Source organism: Nostoc sp. UHCC 0252 (assembly GCF_034931145.1).
Classification (GTDB): Bacteria; Cyanobacteriota; Cyanobacteriia; order Cyanobacteriales; family Nostocaceae; genus Nostoc.
Window position 1 is genome coordinate 40302 of the sequence record NZ_JAYGHE010000053.1, and the last position, 16036, is coordinate 56337.

The following is a 16036-nucleotide window of genomic DNA, read 5'->3' on the forward strand; positions in this document are numbered from 1 at the left end:
TATTACTAAGCAGCAATTAAATATCTGTATCAATTTCTATCAGTTTTTGCCGAGAGGACAAACCCAACTTAATCCTGATACCAGATTTTGCTACGTCAAATTTTTTGGCTAGGAGTTTAATTAACTCTTCATTAGCCTTACCATCAACAGGGGGCGATTTTAAATATACAGTCAAACTGCCATCAGGTTGTTCTTCAATTTTTTGCTGTTTTGAATTGGGTTTAACCTTGACTTTTTTTTGCATGACCTATTTTCTGTAATTGTCGCAGCCATAACCAACCTAAAATACAACCCAATAAATAATGAGGAAAATCCCACCAGACAAAGGTAGTACCAAGTAATAATTTACCTATCCAAGTAGCGCGGATCTCATTTAATAGTGGCGGATGCCAAAGTTGCAAGAATTCTAGTATACAGGTGATGACAAAAACCCATATAGGAATTTGGATTATCGCTATTCGACTTCTGAAAAAGTAAAATGCAAATAGACACCAAAATATTTCGTAAAGTATATCTCCAGCGTAGTCATTAAACCACTGATGGGCAGGGCCACTGTAAAATTTAGACAAAAGACCCATCGGTACAACGATGAGTATAGAAATAATAATAAATCTTGTTTGATTACTAGGTCGAAGCATTTTGTCAAGGCTAAAGATTAAATTTTAGCCTCGACAATGCTCTTTTTTAATAATTCGTAAATTTATATTTTATTAATAATACTTGTGCAAAAATTGCCAAAAAGCTAATTTATCGTTCGCGTAGCGTGCCGCAGGCATACCGCCAAGACGCCAAGAACGCCAAGAATTCGTAGAGTGTGCGTAAATCCTAACAACGTGGGGGCAATTCATGAATTGCCCCCACCTGAAAATCTTTCTTTGTCAGCTATTGTTTGCGTCAGTCTCGTTATGGATATCTTCTGCTACCAGCACCGACTACGCCGATTTTGTGGCGATAGGAGAGTTCAGCACCGAACCAGCCGGAAGCGCTGGTGAGTGTACCGACAACGAGGGAGATTAACAGTCCCCAAGGTACTATTCGGGCTTCAGCGTCACCCAAACGTAAGAGAAAGTTGATCAGTGATAAAACGAGGATAGAAACGTTAAGTATCAAATGCACCCAACCGGCGGTGCGCTTGCGAACTCGTTCAATTTTCATAAAATCGCTTAGGCCGATCGCAGCTGCGATTAAGCCTAAGCCTAATCCGAGTCCGATTAACCATAGCGAAGCCCTAGCCCAAAAGAAATCACCAGTTAACCAGTAGCCGATGTCACTTCCCAAAGCGGCGGCTAAAAAGGCGATAGGAAAGATCACACTCAGGGGATGTAAGGGATGTCCTGCGATCGCAACCGTGCTAGGTACGCCAGTATCCCGATACTCACTGTCATTACTTTCAATAACTGGTGGAATATTTGGAAAAGGTGTTGAACTTGTTTGCGTTGTTTCTGTACTTTCCATTATTTAGTATCCTCAATTAATTAGTTTAAGCAGCAGGAATTTGTTCAATATAAGCTTCAGCTTGTAGGGTTAGTTTGCCTACTTCTGCTTTTAGTTGCCTAACTTGCAGATTCATTCCCTCTAAATCAAAGTTACTCAAGTTCAAAATTTCGCTAGTTTCATCTACTAAAGCCTTTGTCAACTCTGGCGATATTTCTTCGCTTTCGCCATACTCAACATTTTCTAGAGAAACTGTTTTTCCATTGGGGCTGATCTGGGGAACTGCGGAAAAAGCAACTTGGTGATTTTCACCTGTTTCTACTAATTTTATGCTGGCATTTAGTGCTACTTTTCCATCACCAGGGAGTCGAAATTCTACATTTTGTGGCTCAATAGCCGTCAGTTGCCCGTTAACGTGGATTTTTTGACTTTGCAGTTGCGATCGCACATAGTCTGAGTTGAAAGCGCGATTGATATCAGCTTCGGTTAAGACAACCTGGGCATTAGCTTCAGTAGGTTGAGTAAGTTCAATTTTGCCAAAAGCCACACTCAGAGGATTTATAGCAACGTCAGTCATTTGCATTTTTAATTCCTCCATACGGAGGTCTTTTTGCATCACTAAACCTTCGCCTTCAACGTTGACTGAATCCACTTGTCCCTGAACTAGTTTAAGTGGGTCTGTTTTGATATTTACATCTAAGTTTTCAACTTCGTCTAACTGGCTTGATAAGCCTATTTCTGCGGCTTTATTCAGTGCCTGTTCTCCTAATCCAGAATCGTCTGGCATTATTAAATTAACTCCTAATAAATAGCTAAATAGATATCCCTGAGTTAATTTAATAAATTAGCATTATAATTTTATCTGTCTGGCGATGGAATATAAATTTAAATATTATCTATCTAAAAGTAGAATTGCATAATCTATAGTAGTTTTAAAGCTCTTTTTGGTTGAATGCACCTTTATGCCTAATTAGTATAAATTTTCTTCATAGCAGTTTTGTTAAAGACAACGTAAAACCAGGTACAACATCTTCACCGTTTAATATTGCTGTAGCTGGATATTGAGTAATTGAACCATCCCGACGATAAACGAAAGCTTGCTGATTTTTACTATCAATTAACCATCCTAATTTAACACCATTAGTAATGTATTCTTCCATCTTTATTTTTAGTTTTGCCAAGCTGTCATTTTTAGAACGAATTTCAATTACAAAATCCGGTGCTAAGTTAAGAAATTTATCTTCTTCTTGATCCCAATCTTTTGGTAAACGTTCTTTAGCAACAAAAGCAGCATCAGGCGATCTAACAGCTGTATTTGCTAATCTAAAACCTGTACTGGAACTAAAAACTTCACCTAAGTTTTGACTTTCTACCCAATTTAACAAATAGGCTCCTGCTTTTATTTCTCGATTACCAGAAATTCCACCAGTAGGGGGCATAGTTTCTAGGATTCCATTAGCGTTGCGTTCAAATCGCAGTTCTGGATTTTGCGAACTCATCAGCATTAATTCTTCATCAGTGACAGTATACAAAGACTGTACCGTTATTTTTTCGCCGGTCATGATGATGTCATAGCAAGCTTGATAGATATTCCAATTTTAGACTGAAATTCTCCTTTTTTCTCTTGCTCTGCATTCTCTGCGTCTCTGCGGTTTGTTATAAAAGAAGTCGATCAAAAATTCATAAGAACTAGACAAATAGCTCTTTTACGGGGACGATATAGTAATATCTATCACCAACCAATTTTGGCTTTTATGTTCTCTCTCTAGATAAAAAATCTTTCTCTCGGTAGACAGGTGTACTGAAATTATTATGGCTGGTATGTTACCAATATGACGATAGTAAGACAAAATGCCTTAAATACAACTGTAAATCCTTTGGTAAACAGTCCAGAAACATCGGCAGAAAAGGTTATTGAAGCAGAGCGGATGCGCGACGTTCTAGTTTTACTGCAAAACTTGATTAACAGTGAAGAAGCCACTGTAAAACTAATTCTGGATTGTCTTTATGATGTTGGTTCAGTCAATATCATAAATAAAAAGCTTCGCATGAAGCCCTTAAACAGGGTGATGAAATTAATTGCCCGAATGTCTAAACCAGTTTTTAGAACTTTGGCTTTAAATTGGTTTAAGAAAAACTGTCCCCAACTGATTACTAATTGGCTACACACGCAAGTAGCTTTTGAAAATATCCAAAATCTACCTGAAAAAGTAGCTGTTGAAGTTGCAGAACTTCAACCATACCCCATAGCACCGACAGAAAATCTCAGCCAAGAGATTATAAATTTGCGCTCTCAGGTTAAATTGCTAGCTGGGATTTCAATAATAGCGATCGCTATATTAGGAGTAACAGCAATTAGGTTAAACTGAAACCCATAAGTAGCACCGTTATCAAATTTGATAGATTTAGCAAGCTATTTTCGGCGTAAGATGCACTTAGGTTATAAAAACTCTAGCAGCTTAGAGTGTAAATAATTTTTGCTTCATAAGGCGTTTAGGGAAACGGTTGTTTGATTAACTCCAAGCAGCTTAACTCGTTGTATTAATAGCACAGTTAAATAACTGATTCAGTATATATGCTAATTCGTACCATGACTTTGCCCAAACCTACCTTAGAAGATATAGAAATACATCTGCTCTTGGAAGGGGTGTATCAGTACTACGGCTATGACTTCCGCGATTATGCTCTTTCCTCACTCAAGCGCCGCATTCAAAGCTTCATGCAATTTGAGGGGTTAGCGAATGTTTCTGCTTTGCAAGAGCGTTTACTGCACAACCGTGCTTATCTGGAACGATTTTTGCTGGCTTTGACGGTGAACGTAACATCAATGTTTCGTGATCCGAGCTTTTATAACACCTTTAGAAATCAAGTTGTCCCCTTTTTGCAAACTTATCCGTTTATTCGCATTTGGCACGCTGGATGTTCCACTGGTGAAGAAGTTTACTCATTGGCAATTTTACTACAAGAAGAAGGACTTTATCACCGTTGCCGGATATATGCCACTGATACGAATGAGAAGGTATTACAAAGTGCTAAAAGTGGTATTTTTTCCCTGAAACTGATGCAAGAATATACCCAGCTTTACCTGAAAGCAGGCGGCAAAAAATCATTTTCAGAATATTATACAGCAGCTTATGATAACGCTATATTTCGCTCATCGCTAAGAGAAAATGTTGTGTTTGCCCAGCATAATTTAGCAACTGACAGTTCTTTTAATGAGTTCAATGTCATCCTTTGTCGTAATGTCCTTATATATTTCAATCAGGTACTTCAAAAGCGGGTACATGAACTGTTTTATAATAGCCTCTGCACCTTTGGAATTTTGGGTTTAGGAAAACAAGAATCTATCAGATTCACCTCTCATGAACAGCACTATGAAGAGATTGTCAAAGGTGAGAAACTATATAAGAAAATAGCTAGTGCTTAAAATTCAAGCTGTTTAAACTACTAATATGAAATAAAAAATTTTGATTTTAAATTTTATAATAAAGTTGCAATTCTGTCAAAAGACAGTCTGTAGAACATTTTTAATTGTGTTCAGAAGATAGATACAGCGATCGCTTAAGGTAAATTATACATTAAAGCCTTAAAGGAGATTGTCGATGCAGCTTCTCGAATGTCCTCCTGTTGCAGTCATTGCTGGAGAAAATGCGGTTCACGTTTCTCAACTACCTTCTACGTGGCAAGACATTGCTAGAGGAACCACGAGTGTCGGACTTTCTCATCCCCAAAGCTATGTAGAGATGGCGCAGTTGTTCCTATACAAATTACAGCATGGTGATGTTGACTTGTTTAGCGATCGCCCCCAACTAGCTCACCTAATACCGTCATTCTCTCAGCTATTTACACAACTCGCATGGGAAACCCTAGAGTTTTTTGGGCAAGACTTTCTCAAAGACAGCTATCCAAACTTTGCAGAAATTCTCCGTGATGTGGAGTCAAAGGGGACAGAGTATGCTGATGAAGTAAAAGTGGCTCACATTGGCATAGATTTATTCAACGAATTTGGTTATGAACTACCTGCCAGCTTTTATCATGTGCATCTAGCGCCAATTTACCGCGATCATGTTTTTGAAGAACGCGCCTTAAGATTTGATCAGCGCGATATTGAACACAAACGTCCTTGGGATGCCATACTCCATGCTGGTAAGGTGTTTGCGATTCAGATGAAGGTGCAAAGTATTGCTTCTAAATACGGTTTTACTTATCAACACGGCTGTGGTTGCAACTCTCACTTATCTTCCATTGATGTATCTAGTGGCGCGTTTGAATATGAATTGAGTCCCGAAAAGCGTCAAAGATGGATTCGCAGTTTCATTTGGACTGCTTGGTATGAGTATGCCTTATTTGCGATCGTGCCAAATACTAGTTATTTAGTTTGATATAGCGATTCTCAGCGTTACTGATCGCAGTATAAAACGACCGTGCATTGCGTTGAAAATCTTTGTAGAGACGTAAAATTTTACGTCTCTATATCAAGTTCATACCTCAATTCAGCAACGCTAGAAATTCTCATTGAAATAAGATACAGAAGATGAGAAAAGATAGAATAGTCTCAATTGAGGAGAACTAACTAAAGAAAAACGTAATGGGAAATCCATTTCCGGGAATGAACCCCTATTTAGAACAACCAGAACTTTGGCATCAAGTTCACAATCGTTTGATTGTAGCTATAGCTGATGATTTGACTCCTCAAATCGCGCCTAAATACCGAGTTTCCATCGAAGAGCGAGTTTTTAAAAGTGTAGATGATATCTTACTGGTGGGAATTGCTGATGTAGCAGTTGCTAATCGGAACACTACAGATACTGGTACAACTTTGACAGCTGCAAAACTTACCGAACCCAGTAAAGTAAGAGTTCCTATACCTGAACAGCTAACTGAGCGATTTTTAGAGGTAAGAGCAACTCAAAGTAAAGAAGTTGTTGCTGTAATTGAAATACTTTCACCCAAAAATAAACGCTCCAAAGAAGGTAGAGCCGCTTACGAGAGCAAAAGACAGAAAATTTTGGCTTCTGCAACCAACTTGGTAGAAATCGACCTCTTGAGGCAAGGAGAGTCAATGCCTATTTTTGGAGCTACAGCCGCAGATTATAGTATTTTGGTCAGTCGCAGCTACAACAGACCTGATGCAGATTTATATACTTTCAACTTAAAAAATCCAATTCCTGTTTTTCCTGTGCCTTTGCGTGAGGGAGAATCTGAGCCAATAGTTGACTTGCAAAGGTTACTAAATCAAGTTTACGAACGTGCTAGATTTGACTTGGCAATTGATTATACACAACCTTTAAAAATATTGCGGTCGCCAGAGGAAGAAGTTTGGATGAGAGAAATTTTACAGAAGATTTAGGGACTTTCACATAAAAAAATATCCCATTGCTTTTACAGTAGGGAGCAAGGGAAAGAAAATCATTTTGATTCAGTGAAATGTTAATGGTCTTACAATAACATTAATCATCCCCAGCGATCGCTCAAACAGTTTGCTGGGGATTTCTTATCTTCTACTGCCAAACGTAGATTAGGATAAACAAAATAATCCAGATAACATCGACGAAGTGCCAGAACAACGAAGTCGCGTTCACGCCGAAGTGGCCTGTGTCGTAATTGCCAGGGATGAAAGAACGTACCAAAATAATCGACTGCAACAGAATGCCGGTAAAAACGTGCAAACCGTGAAAACCTGTTAGCAGGTAAAATGTTCCGCCAAATACCCCTGTGGTGAAGCCAAAATCGAGGCCGTTCCATTCAATCGCTTGCCCAACCAAAAAGTAAGTACCCATCGCCATTGTTGTCAAGAGATACAGGCGAAATTTCACTAAGTCGTGGCGTTGCAGGGCGCGTTCTGCTAAGTAAATTACAAAGCTACTGGCGACAAGAATTACTGTGTTGATTGTCGGTTCTTTTACTTCTAGCCCAGAAACACCAGCTGGTAGCCAGTTAGGGGTTGTTGTTTTGTAGATGGCATATCCGGCGAAAAAACTCAAGAAAATTACGCTTTCTGAGAGAAGGAAGACAATGAAGCCAAACATTTTGTTGCCTTCTTCGTCGTGCGTATGTTCTGCGGCTGCGTGGTGCAGTTCGTGGGGATTGATATAAGTGTCCATATTGGTTTTTGAGGGGAATTGAAACGCAAAGGTACGCGGAGGGAAGCGCAGAGGGACGCGGAGGGTTTTTGCGTCTTCCCGATAGTTTGGGTTTATTCTGGGAGGTTGGATGTTAAGGGTTCTGATTTGCCGTAGCCGTAGGGTTCGGAGATGATGATGGGAATTTCTTCAAAGTTTTCTACTGGGGGGGGTGAAGAAACTAACCATTCTAGTCCGATTGCTCTCCAAGGGTTAGCGGGTGCTTTCTCGCCTTGCATCCAAGAAATCACCATGTTGAATATGAAGGGCAAGGTGGACATTCCTAAGAGGAATCCGCCCAGGCTAGCGATGATATTCCAGAATTGATACTCTGGGGCGTAGGAAGCAACTCGGCGTAACATCCCTTGCAATCCTAAGGGATGCATGGGCAAAAAGTTGAGGTTTGTACCGATGAATGCTAACCAGAAGTGGATTTTACCCCAGCTTTCGGAGTACATCCGCCCAGTCATTTTGGGGAACCAGTGGTAGATGGCTGCATACAAGCCCATTGTCACTGTGCCGTAGAGGACGTAGTGGAAATGTCCCACCACAAAGTAGGTATTGTTAACGTGGACATCAACGGGCACGGATGAAAGCATGATGCCTGTGATGCCAGCGAAGACAAACATGATTAATGCACCCAAGGCAAACAGCATGGCGGTATTTAGCCGCATTTTACCGCCCCAAATAGTTGCTACCCAAGCAAATACTTTAATTCCTGTGGGGACAGATACAAACATCGTTGTCATCATGAAAATCAACCGCATCCAGCCGGGTGTACCACTGACATACATGTGGTGTACCCAAACGATACCGCTAACTACTGCAATCAGCATTGATGAAACAGCAACTACTTTGTAACCAAATAAGGGTTTACGTGAATAAACTGGAAAGACTTCTGAGAAAATGCCGAAGATGGGCAAAATAATCACGTAAACGGCGGGGTGGGAGTAGAACCAGAAGTAATGCTCAAACATTACTGGATTTCCACCCTTAGCGGGGTCGAAAAAGGCAGTGCCTGCGGTGAGATCGAGGAGCAGCATTACCGCACCAGCTGTCAAAGCAGGTAGTCCAAATAGTTGGATAATCTGGGCGCTAAATACTGCCCAGACAAACAAGGGCATTTTGAAGAAGCCCATTCCTGGGGCCCGCATTTTGACGATTGTGGTGACAAAGTTCACTGCCCCCATAATTGAAGATACGCCAGATATTGCTACTGCTAGCAACCAGATAACTTGACCATTAATCAAGTTACCTGTGGGATTCTGAAGACTGACTGGCGGGTAAGACCACCAGCCGGCTTGGGCAGGGCCACCAGGGACAAAGAAGCTACCCATCATCAAAATCCCAACTACTGGAACCATCCAAAAGGCGACGGCGTTGAGGCGGGGAAATGCCATATCTCGCGCCCCAATCATCAAGGGTACTAAATAGTTGGCAAAACCAACGAGTGAGGGAAATGTCCACAAGAACAGCATCACAGTGCCGTGCATGGTGAACATCCCGTTATAGACGGTGCGATCAACTAAATCTGATTCGGGTGTCATCAGTTCTCCCCGCATCACCATCGCAAAGATACCGCCGACGAGAAAGAAGAAGAATGAGGTAACGAGATACTGGATACCAATTACCTTGTGGTCGGTACTAAAGCTGAAGTATTCTTTCCAATTACTTGGAGATTCGTGGTTATGCTTCTCATCAGGGAGAAGGATACCTTCAATAGGAACATTAGTCATGGTTACTTTCCTTTCAACCAGGTGAATTGACTAGAGGAGGTGCAGCAGGTGGAACTGTAACCCAACCAGTTTGAACTGATTGATTGGATGTTTGGGCATACTCAGAAGCTGCCTGATTTTTTGCTAAGGATGGCTTTTGGGTTGCAGCTTGTGCTAGCCATTGCTGATAATCTTCAGGAGATTCGACAACCACATTCGCCTGCATCGTCGCAAAGTATGTACCGCTATATTGAGAATCGGTCAATCGGTATTTGCCGGGGCGGATGGGAGTAAATTCAAAGTCGATCGCGTGGTTAGGAATAATATCCTGCTTGAGGCGAAATGCAGGTATATAAAAGCCGTGGAGAACATCCTGTGATTTCAGCGCTAAACGTATCCGGCGATCGCTAGGTAAATGCAATTCGGTACTGGTAATATCTCTTTCTGGATAATGAAAAACCCACGCCCACTGTTTGGCTAGTACGTCGATTTTTTCTACAGGTTCCGCTAAAGCGTTAGCTGGTGCATCTTTTGGTTCTGCATAAGCCGATTCCATTCCCAATGGATTATGCAGGTGAACTATTTCCGATGGGCCTTGAATTCCCATTTGTTCGTAAACTTGGTAGCTGTAGCCTGCAATCCACAAAACTAACAGAATTGGAATTGCTGTCCAGACAACTTCTAAGGTGATATTTCCTTCAATTGGGGGGCCGTCGGTGAAGTCATCTTTGATTGCCCGATGGAAGATCACAGAATACATCAAAGTACTTGTGACTCCCAAGAAGATGAAAGAACCGAGGGTTACTAAGAAGCTAATCAGATCATCAATTAGTACGGATTCGGCTGCTGCTTGGGGGGGAAGCCAGGAGTAAGCCTGCTGACCGATCCAGAGACTCGTAATAGTCACTGCGATCGCGCCTGTAAGCAGCGTCAAAATATTTAAAATCTTCTGGATTTTCATGGTCATTGGTCATTGGTTATTGGGCATTGGGCGAATGACTTACTTGAGTGTTGTGTTTAGGTCTTGGTGCGATCGCAGCAAATTATCTGCTGTATTGTGTACGCCAAACTCGGCAGCCATTTGCGCCCCTAGTGTCCCGTGGACGTACAGAATGAACATGATTGCTATGCCTGCCAACAGATAGATCCATTGCACTTCTCTATCTGTCTGTTTATATTCTTGTTTGGCCCAAACGAAGCGCTGCCATGCTCTCCAGATGGTCAAGACAACAATCAGCGCTAATAAGAACACACCACCCACACCATGCCAAAGCATAGTTTCCATTGCCTGCAATCCCCAGGCACTTTTCATATCAGCTGGTGGTGTTGCCAACAGCATTTCATAAAAGCCTGCCGCCACTGTGAAAAATGTGATGATGCTGGCAGCTAGCATGTTGTACCAGCCAACATCAAATAAGTTCTGACGTTCCACAGTAATTGCTAAATATTTGAAGACCCATTTTTCAAAGGGGAACAGAACACCGACAATATCAAAGGTCATTCCAATGATGAACAAACCTATTGTCAGATGGACTAAGTTGGGATGAATGGGAATGGTGTAAGGTAATCCGTTTGCGCCTAAAGAGCCGCTCAATTGATCAATTAATTCTGAGTTCATCGCAACAGACCATCCTTTACTGCTTCCACAACTGGAACTGTATGCAATCCATACACCCAAACAAGTTCATCTCCGAGATATACTTGTAAGCCAACTATTAGGGTTAAAACTAGTCCGGCTCCCAAATAATAAATTGGTAATTTTTGCGGATTGCGGGCACGAATTACATAGCGCCAAGCTGTAATCGCTGTGATGATTCCCGAAAGCGACCAACCAATCAGCGTATGCAAATTTAGCACCGATTTAGCTAGGCTGTAAGGCTGTGCTAAACCCGCTTCAAACTGACCAAAAATAATCGCCACGAAGATAGCTACGGTGGCAACTAACATATTCCACCAACTCACCTCGAAAAGACTAGATTTACCAGTAAAATAGCCAACTACGTCACAGAAAAAAGAAAACAACACCATCGCAATTACGAAGTGGACAACGATGGGATGAATCGTATCTGGATAGGGTAAATTATGGTCGTTCAATGATGTAAAATACTCAAGCATTGTCTTCTCCTGGACATATCTACCGCACTGTGGTCAATCAATTTTGGATTTTAGATTTATTCCGCCCCTGACGGGATATAAACCAGAAAAACCTAATCTAAAATCGCTAGTTGAATTTCCATGATTGATGGATACTGATTAATACCACCACAAGTATCCATCCATAATTGATCGGAATATGTTCAATATGTGCGCGGTGCAATACGCTTAATCATGTCTTAGCTTTTTGCAGCTCATCGTGAGCTTACCTACAAGGAATAATTTTGATTGCGATTAATTTCCTCATGCCAATAGTCTCCAACAGCAACTCTTTATGGAGCTAAACTAAATTGCTGTTGTTTTTTGATTTGCTTAACCTATCCTTTAGCTTAAGTAAATTTTTATGAATTGTCAAAACAATAATAATTAAATTTTTAAAAGTTAGCTGTTTAGCAAAAAAGTCTTTTTATAATGTAGCGAGTTTGGCATTGATGAAGATTTAAAAAAACCTAAATATAATATTTTTCTGTCAAGTATTTCACAATCATAAAATTTCTAATTGTGATGCTTCTAACAAAAATATATAATTTTGGATATAAGCCTTGGCGAATGGAATTCATGGTTATACAGACAAAACTCTCCTCCGTGGTTTTTAAATTCCTTGAGTTTGTGTACAAGATAAACCGTGATTTATAATTGCCAGGTATATTTGCAAAGGTGAGATGCTTCCTGTGAGGACTAAACCTAGTGTCGTTTAAAATTGTGGTAATTGGTACTTCTTTGGGCGGATTATCAGCATTAAAAATTATCCTGGGGAAGTTACCAGCAGACTTCATAGTACCGATCGCGATCGTGCAACACCGACATAAGGAATCTAACAACACACTTCAAGAGTTATTGCAAGAATCTACTTCGCTGCCGATTCGAGAAGTAGAAGATAAAGACGAAATACTGCCAGGACATATCTATCTAGCCCCAGCAAATTATCACTTATTGGTTGAACCAGGTCACTTTGCTCTTTCGACTGATGAACCAGTTGCTTATGCTAGACCATCTATTGATGTGCTGTTTGAGTCAGCAGCTGATGTCTACACCGAGCAAGTTATTGGTGTAATATTGACAGGGGCAAATCAAGATGGTATGCAAGGTCTTAAGAAAATAAAAGCGCGGGGGGGACTAACTATCGTACAAGAACCTGCAACAGCTGAAAGCGATATTATGCCAGAAGCAGCAATTTCTGCTATTACAGTAGACTGGATTTTAACACTCTCAAACATTGCTTCCCAAATGGTCAAGCTTTGTCACTCATCACGGAAATAGACCCATGCAGATGGAACCCAAAGTAAACATCCTTCTAGTGGATGATAAACTAGAAAATTTGCTAGCACTAGAGGCAATCCTGGACAAACTAGGAGAGAATTTGGTGAGAGCTACTTCTGGGAAAGAAGCTTTGAGGTGTCTGCTACATCAAGACTTCGCAGTAATTTTGCTAGATGTGCAAATGCCAGGGATGGATGGCTTTGAGACTGCTACCTTAATTCGCAATCGGGGGCGATCGCGCCACACTCCAATTATTTTTCTTACCGCCTTTAGCACCAGCGACCAAATGCTATTTAAAGGCTATGCCTTGGGTGCAGTTGATTATTTGCTTAAACCATTAGACCCCAATATTTTGACTTCTAAAGTCACAGTATTCGTAGAACTATTTAAGAAAACAGAAGCTGTCAAGCAACAAGCAGCGCAGCTAGTAGCTGTGAATGCGGAACTCAGGCAAAGTGAAGAACGATTGCGATCGCTAAGTACTTGTTCACCCGTCGGCATTTTTGAAATTGATACTGAAGGAGGATGTCGATATACTAATCCTCGCTACCAAATAATTTGTGGCTTGAAACCAGCAGAGAGTTTAGAAAAAAGATGGTTAGAATCAGTTCATCCAGAAGATAGAGGACGAGCAGTTGCCACTTGGTCTAATTACATTTGCGAAGGTCGTGACTACTCTGAAGAATTTCGTTTTCAAACTGCTCAAGGTATAGTCCGTTGGGTTCAAGTACGCTCATCACCGATGCTTTCCGGTCAAGGGGAATTGCTGGGATATGTCGGCACTCTCGAAGATATTACCGAACGCAAGCAAGCAGAAGAAGTTCGCGCTCAAGTAATTCGAGAACAGACAGCAAGACAAGAAGCAGAAGCAGCAAATCGGATGAAAGATGAGTTTCTTGCAGTTCTCTCCCATGAACTCCGCACCCCCCTAACCTCAATGCTCGGTTGGTCAAAAATTCTTCGCTCTAAGAAACTTGACGACAAAGCTACTTCCCGCGCCCTAGAGGCCATTGAACGCAATGCTATATCTCAGATGCAACTAATTGAGGATATTTTAGATGTATCTCGGATTATCCGTGGACAGTTGCGGTTAAATGTATCTGCGGTGAATCTGATCTCAGTTATGGAGGCAGCCTTAGAAGCAGTGCGTCCCCTAGCAGAGCCAAAAGAGATTCAATTAACTACTCTCTTAGATACTTCGGTAGGGTCAGTTTATGGCGATCCAGCGCGGTTACAGCAAATAGTATGGAATCTACTAACTAATGCGATTAAGTTTACTCCTAAAGGTGGCAGAGTAGAGGTGCATTTGTCAGTAATCCCTGGTGAAGAACAAACAACTCAAAAATACGCCCAAATTCAAGTTATCGATACAGGCATTGGCATCAGTTCCGAGTTTTTACCCAAAGTATTCGAGCGTTTCCGGCAAGCAGACAGCACCACAACGCGATCGCACAATGGATTAGGACTAGGGCTAGCGATCGTCCGTCATTTAGTGGAACTGCACAAAGGCGCAATCTTTGCCCAAAGTTTAGGCACTGGACAGGGAGCTACCTTTACTGTGAGATTGCCACTGCTACAAAACAGTAGAGGGAATAGGGGAAATAGAGAAGCCACAGGAGAAATTTCTTCTTTGGCATCGACACCCCTTGCTGGATTAAGGGTTTTAGTTGTAGATGACGAAGCAGATACCCGTAACTTTCTCAGTTTTATGTTTGAGGAGTATGGAGCTTTTGCCACTGCGGTAGCATCAGTTGATGAAGCCCTGGCAATACTTGAACAAGCAAAAACAGATATTTTAATTAGCGACATTGGTATGTCAGAGCAAGATGGTTATACGCTAATTCGGAGACTGCGCTCTTTAGAAGCAGAAAAAGGTGGATGTATTCCAGCGATCGCTTTAACAGCATACACGCGAGAAGAAGACCGCTTAGAAGCGCTTGCAGCAGGATTTCAGCAGCATTTATCTAAGCCAATAGACCCCACTAAATTAATTGCTATGGTTGTCAGTGTATTAAAATTACCCGTGGAAGTTGCAGTTAGTTAGGAGACGCGATTCATCCCGTCTGTATAAGCGTTTGGAGTGTCAAAAGAGGCAGGGGAGCAGGGAGCAGGGAGCAGGGGGCAGGGGGCAGGGGGCAGGGGGAAAAATACCAATTCCCCATTCCCAATTCCCAATTCCCAATTCCCCAATTCCCAATCAAGAAGAAGTTACGGCATGTTTTTTCAATTCATCCAGAGAAACCACTTCCAAAGCTCTAGCATGGGTTGCAGAGAGGACGACAGGTGGAGCAACGCCAGCTTCGAGAGCTTCTTGCCAGCGAGAAGCACACAAACACCAGCGATCGCCAGGCTTCAGCCCAGGAAAATTAAAATCAGGGGCAGGTGTGCTTAAATCATTCCCCCGCGATTTAGTGAACTCTAAGAATTCTAAGGTTACTTCGGCACATACGACGTGCGACCCGAAATCCTGGCCACCTGTGCGACAAAAACCGTCGCGGTAAAACCCAGTCATGGGAGAAGTGCAGCAGGCTTCTAGGTTTCCATCGATTACGTTTTTAGCTTCTATCATCGTTTGTTGCAGTTAATTTATTGCACTTGATTTTTTCACTCCGATATAAGCCTATATTGACACTTTCCTAGTTGAATAAAAATCGCTATCTCTGATTAATTCGGAAAAGATGGAATTCTAGAATCAACTCATATTAAGCTGCCATTACGTTTATTCGGAATAGTGCAATATCCTATATCATGTCCGGTTAAATAAGTTGTCATTGCAAACGAAGTGTTTGCGGAGCGTCTTGTAGAGTTGCAATCCCAAAGCCTTGGGATTGCTTCATTCCACTTCATTCCACTTCGTTGCGCTCGCAATGACATATCATAAATAATTTGCCGGACATGATATTATTAAAACTTTTAATAAAAACCCCTGGTAGTTAGCCAGGGGTAATGCAAGTCAGTACTTTTTCGCATGGAATGTATCCTACTCAAATACCATAGCAACCGTCTTATTTATAGATATGCCATTTTGCCAAACAAAAAAGCCTCCAGTGGTAAGCCGAGGGTTAATTTTCTTTGGAATAGCGGTAATCTACAAGCTATTTTTCCCAGAATCGGTAGGCAATAGAATCACATATATAGGAATCCGGTTTTATTCCTGTTCGCGCAGCGTGGCGTAGCCATATTTACTTGCGTGGATTGGGAATTGGGAATTGGGAAGAAAAGAAGAAGAAAAGAGAGGATACATCCGTGCTGAGTCTTGTTCAAAAATCAAATAGGAGTCCTATATAGATAGATATCGTCATGTCATACAAAAAATAACTTCTGCGTATCCTTAACTGGTTACTTGTCTTT

The 16036-nt window shown here is 41.4% G+C and carries 17 protein-coding genes; 6 read left to right on the forward strand and 11 right to left on the reverse strand.

The window, feature by feature from the left end; translation table 11 throughout:
* Window positions 1-16: 16 nt before the first annotated feature.
* The 5 genes from VB732_RS24705 to VB732_RS24725 all read right to left on the reverse strand — a co-directional run bounded on the left by VB732_RS24705 (window position 17) and on the right by VB732_RS24725 (window position 2996).
* Window positions 17-244, reverse strand: a complete 228-nt coding sequence (locus VB732_RS24705; protein ID WP_323233534.1) for a DUF167 domain-containing protein — start codon at window positions 242-244, stop codon at window positions 17-19.
* On the reverse strand, window positions 222-638 hold the full coding sequence (locus VB732_RS24710; protein ID WP_323233535.1) for a DUF2809 domain-containing protein: 417 nt from the start codon (window positions 636-638) through the stop codon (window positions 222-224). The genes VB732_RS24705 and VB732_RS24710 overlap by 23 nt, the downstream gene beginning before the upstream one ends.
* 265 nt (window positions 639-903) lie before the next feature.
* On the reverse strand, window positions 904-1455 hold the full coding sequence (locus tag VB732_RS24715) for a DUF2231 domain-containing protein (protein WP_323233536.1): 552 nt from the start codon (window positions 1453-1455) through the stop codon (window positions 904-906).
* Between the two features lie 25 nt (window positions 1456-1480).
* Window positions 1481-2221 carry a DUF2993 domain-containing protein gene (locus VB732_RS24720; protein ID WP_323233537.1) on the reverse strand — a complete coding sequence of 247 codons (741 nt, stop codon included), beginning with the start codon at window positions 2219-2221 and terminating at the stop codon, window positions 1481-1483.
* Between the two features lie 199 nt (window positions 2222-2420).
* Window positions 2421-2996: a Uma2 family endonuclease gene (locus VB732_RS24725; protein ID WP_323233538.1), complete on the reverse strand. Its 576-nt coding sequence runs from the start codon at window positions 2994-2996 to the stop codon at window positions 2421-2423.
* A 270-nt stretch (window positions 2997-3266) separates the two neighbouring features.
* On the opposite strand from VB732_RS24725, the gene VB732_RS24730 reads away from it, so the two are divergent.
* The 4 genes from VB732_RS24730 to VB732_RS24745 all read left to right on the forward strand — a co-directional run bounded on the left by VB732_RS24730 (window position 3267) and on the right by VB732_RS24745 (window position 6784).
* Window positions 3267-3803, forward strand: a complete 537-nt coding sequence (locus tag VB732_RS24730; RefSeq protein ID WP_323233539.1) for a hypothetical protein — start codon at window positions 3267-3269, stop codon at window positions 3801-3803.
* 221 nt (window positions 3804-4024) lie between these two features.
* Complete coding sequence (locus VB732_RS24735) at window positions 4025-4861, forward strand: protein-glutamate O-methyltransferase CheR (RefSeq protein ID WP_323233552.1); 837 nt, start codon at window positions 4025-4027, stop codon at window positions 4859-4861.
* Between the two features lie 175 nt (window positions 4862-5036).
* A complete protein-coding gene (locus tag VB732_RS24740) occupies window positions 5037-5816 on the forward strand; it encodes a hypothetical protein (protein WP_323233540.1) in 780 nt (259 codons plus the stop codon).
* A 206-nt stretch (window positions 5817-6022) separates the two neighbouring features.
* Window positions 6023-6784: a DUF4058 family protein gene (locus VB732_RS24745; RefSeq protein WP_323233541.1), complete on the forward strand. Its 762-nt coding sequence runs from the start codon at window positions 6023-6025 to the stop codon at window positions 6782-6784.
* Window positions 6785-6935: 151 nt separating this feature from the next.
* On the opposite strand, the gene VB732_RS24750 is transcribed toward VB732_RS24745, so the two are convergent.
* From VB732_RS24750 to VB732_RS24770, 5 genes are all read right to left on the reverse strand, one after another.
* The gene (locus VB732_RS24750) at window positions 6936-7538 is read right to left on the reverse strand and encodes a heme-copper oxidase subunit III (protein ID WP_323233542.1); all 603 of its coding nucleotides are present in this window, start codon (window positions 7536-7538) and stop codon (window positions 6936-6938) included.
* Between the two features lie 92 nt (window positions 7539-7630).
* Window positions 7631-9292: a cytochrome c oxidase subunit I gene (gene ctaD / locus VB732_RS24755; RefSeq protein ID WP_323233543.1), complete on the reverse strand. Its 1662-nt coding sequence runs from the start codon at window positions 9290-9292 to the stop codon at window positions 7631-7633.
* 13 nt (window positions 9293-9305) lie between these two features.
* On the reverse strand, window positions 9306-10232 hold the full coding sequence (locus VB732_RS24760; RefSeq protein WP_323233553.1) for a cytochrome c oxidase subunit II: 927 nt from the start codon (window positions 10230-10232) through the stop codon (window positions 9306-9308).
* 39 nt (window positions 10233-10271) lie between these two features.
* Window positions 10272-10889: a DUF2231 domain-containing protein gene (locus VB732_RS24765; protein ID WP_323233544.1), complete on the reverse strand. Its 618-nt coding sequence runs from the start codon at window positions 10887-10889 to the stop codon at window positions 10272-10274.
* Window positions 10886-11386: a DUF2231 domain-containing protein gene (locus VB732_RS24770; RefSeq protein WP_323233545.1), complete on the reverse strand. Its 501-nt coding sequence runs from the start codon at window positions 11384-11386 to the stop codon at window positions 10886-10888. The genes VB732_RS24765 and VB732_RS24770 overlap by 4 nt, the downstream gene beginning before the upstream one ends.
* Before the next feature lie 726 nt (window positions 11387-12112).
* Between VB732_RS24770 and VB732_RS24775 the strand changes: the two genes are divergently transcribed.
* Together VB732_RS24775 and VB732_RS24780 are read left to right on the forward strand one after the other, a co-directional pair.
* Window positions 12113-12685: a chemotaxis protein CheB gene (locus tag VB732_RS24775; RefSeq protein ID WP_323233546.1), complete on the forward strand. Its 573-nt coding sequence runs from the start codon at window positions 12113-12115 to the stop codon at window positions 12683-12685.
* A 4-nt stretch (window positions 12686-12689) separates the two neighbouring features.
* A complete protein-coding gene (locus tag VB732_RS24780; RefSeq protein WP_323233547.1) occupies window positions 12690-14729 on the forward strand; it encodes a response regulator in 2040 nt (679 codons plus the stop codon).
* A 153-nt stretch (window positions 14730-14882) separates the two neighbouring features.
* On the opposite strand, the gene VB732_RS24785 is transcribed toward VB732_RS24780, so the two are convergent.
* The gene (locus VB732_RS24785) at window positions 14883-15254 is read right to left on the reverse strand and encodes a DUF2237 domain-containing protein (RefSeq protein WP_323233548.1); all 372 of its coding nucleotides are present in this window, start codon (window positions 15252-15254) and stop codon (window positions 14883-14885) included.
* Between the last annotated feature and the right edge of the window lie 782 nt (window positions 15255-16036).

What these genes read in the sequence shown, in the direction of transcription:
- VB732_RS24735 (WP_323233552.1), top strand. Translation starts at nt 4,025, where the DNA reads ATGACTTTGCCCAAACCTACCTTAGAAGATATAGAAATACATCTGCTC.
- VB732_RS24780 (WP_323233547.1), top strand. Translation starts at nt 12,690, where the DNA reads ATGCAGATGGAACCCAAAGTAAACATCCTTCTAGTGGATGATAAACTA.
- VB732_RS24715 (WP_323233536.1), bottom strand. Translation starts at nt 1,455, where the DNA reads ATGGAAAGTACAGAAACAACGCAAACAAGTTCAACACCTTTTCCAAAT.
- VB732_RS24705 (WP_323233534.1), bottom strand. Translation starts at nt 244, where the DNA reads ATGCAAAAAAAAGTCAAGGTTAAACCCAATTCAAAACAGCAAAAAATT.
- VB732_RS24730 (WP_323233539.1), top strand. Translation starts at nt 3,267, where the DNA reads ATGACGATAGTAAGACAAAATGCCTTAAATACAACTGTAAATCCTTTG.
- VB732_RS24720 (WP_323233537.1), bottom strand. Translation starts at nt 2,221, where the DNA reads ATGCCAGACGATTCTGGATTAGGAGAACAGGCACTGAATAAAGCCGCA.
- VB732_RS24785 (WP_323233548.1), bottom strand. Translation starts at nt 15,254, where the DNA reads ATGATAGAAGCTAAAAACGTAATCGATGGAAACCTAGAAGCCTGCTGC.
- VB732_RS24745 (WP_323233541.1), top strand. Translation starts at nt 6,023, where the DNA reads ATGGGAAATCCATTTCCGGGAATGAACCCCTATTTAGAACAACCAGAA.
- VB732_RS24710 (WP_323233535.1), bottom strand. Translation starts at nt 638, where the DNA reads ATGCTTCGACCTAGTAATCAAACAAGATTTATTATTATTTCTATACTC.
- VB732_RS24770 (WP_323233545.1), bottom strand. Translation starts at nt 11,386, where the DNA reads ATGCTTGAGTATTTTACATCATTGAACGACCATAATTTACCCTATCCA.
- VB732_RS24765 (WP_323233544.1), bottom strand. Translation starts at nt 10,889, where the DNA reads ATGAACTCAGAATTAATTGATCAATTGAGCGGCTCTTTAGGCGCAAAC.
- VB732_RS24740 (WP_323233540.1), top strand. Translation starts at nt 5,037, where the DNA reads ATGCAGCTTCTCGAATGTCCTCCTGTTGCAGTCATTGCTGGAGAAAAT.
- ctaD (WP_323233543.1), bottom strand. Translation starts at nt 9,292, where the DNA reads ATGACTAATGTTCCTATTGAAGGTATCCTTCTCCCTGATGAGAAGCAT.
- VB732_RS24750 (WP_323233542.1), bottom strand. Translation starts at nt 7,538, where the DNA reads ATGGACACTTATATCAATCCCCACGAACTGCACCACGCAGCCGCAGAA.
- VB732_RS24760 (WP_323233553.1), bottom strand. Translation starts at nt 10,232, where the DNA reads ATGAAAATCCAGAAGATTTTAAATATTTTGACGCTGCTTACAGGCGCG.
- VB732_RS24725 (WP_323233538.1), bottom strand. Translation starts at nt 2,996, where the DNA reads ATGACCGGCGAAAAAATAACGGTACAGTCTTTGTATACTGTCACTGAT.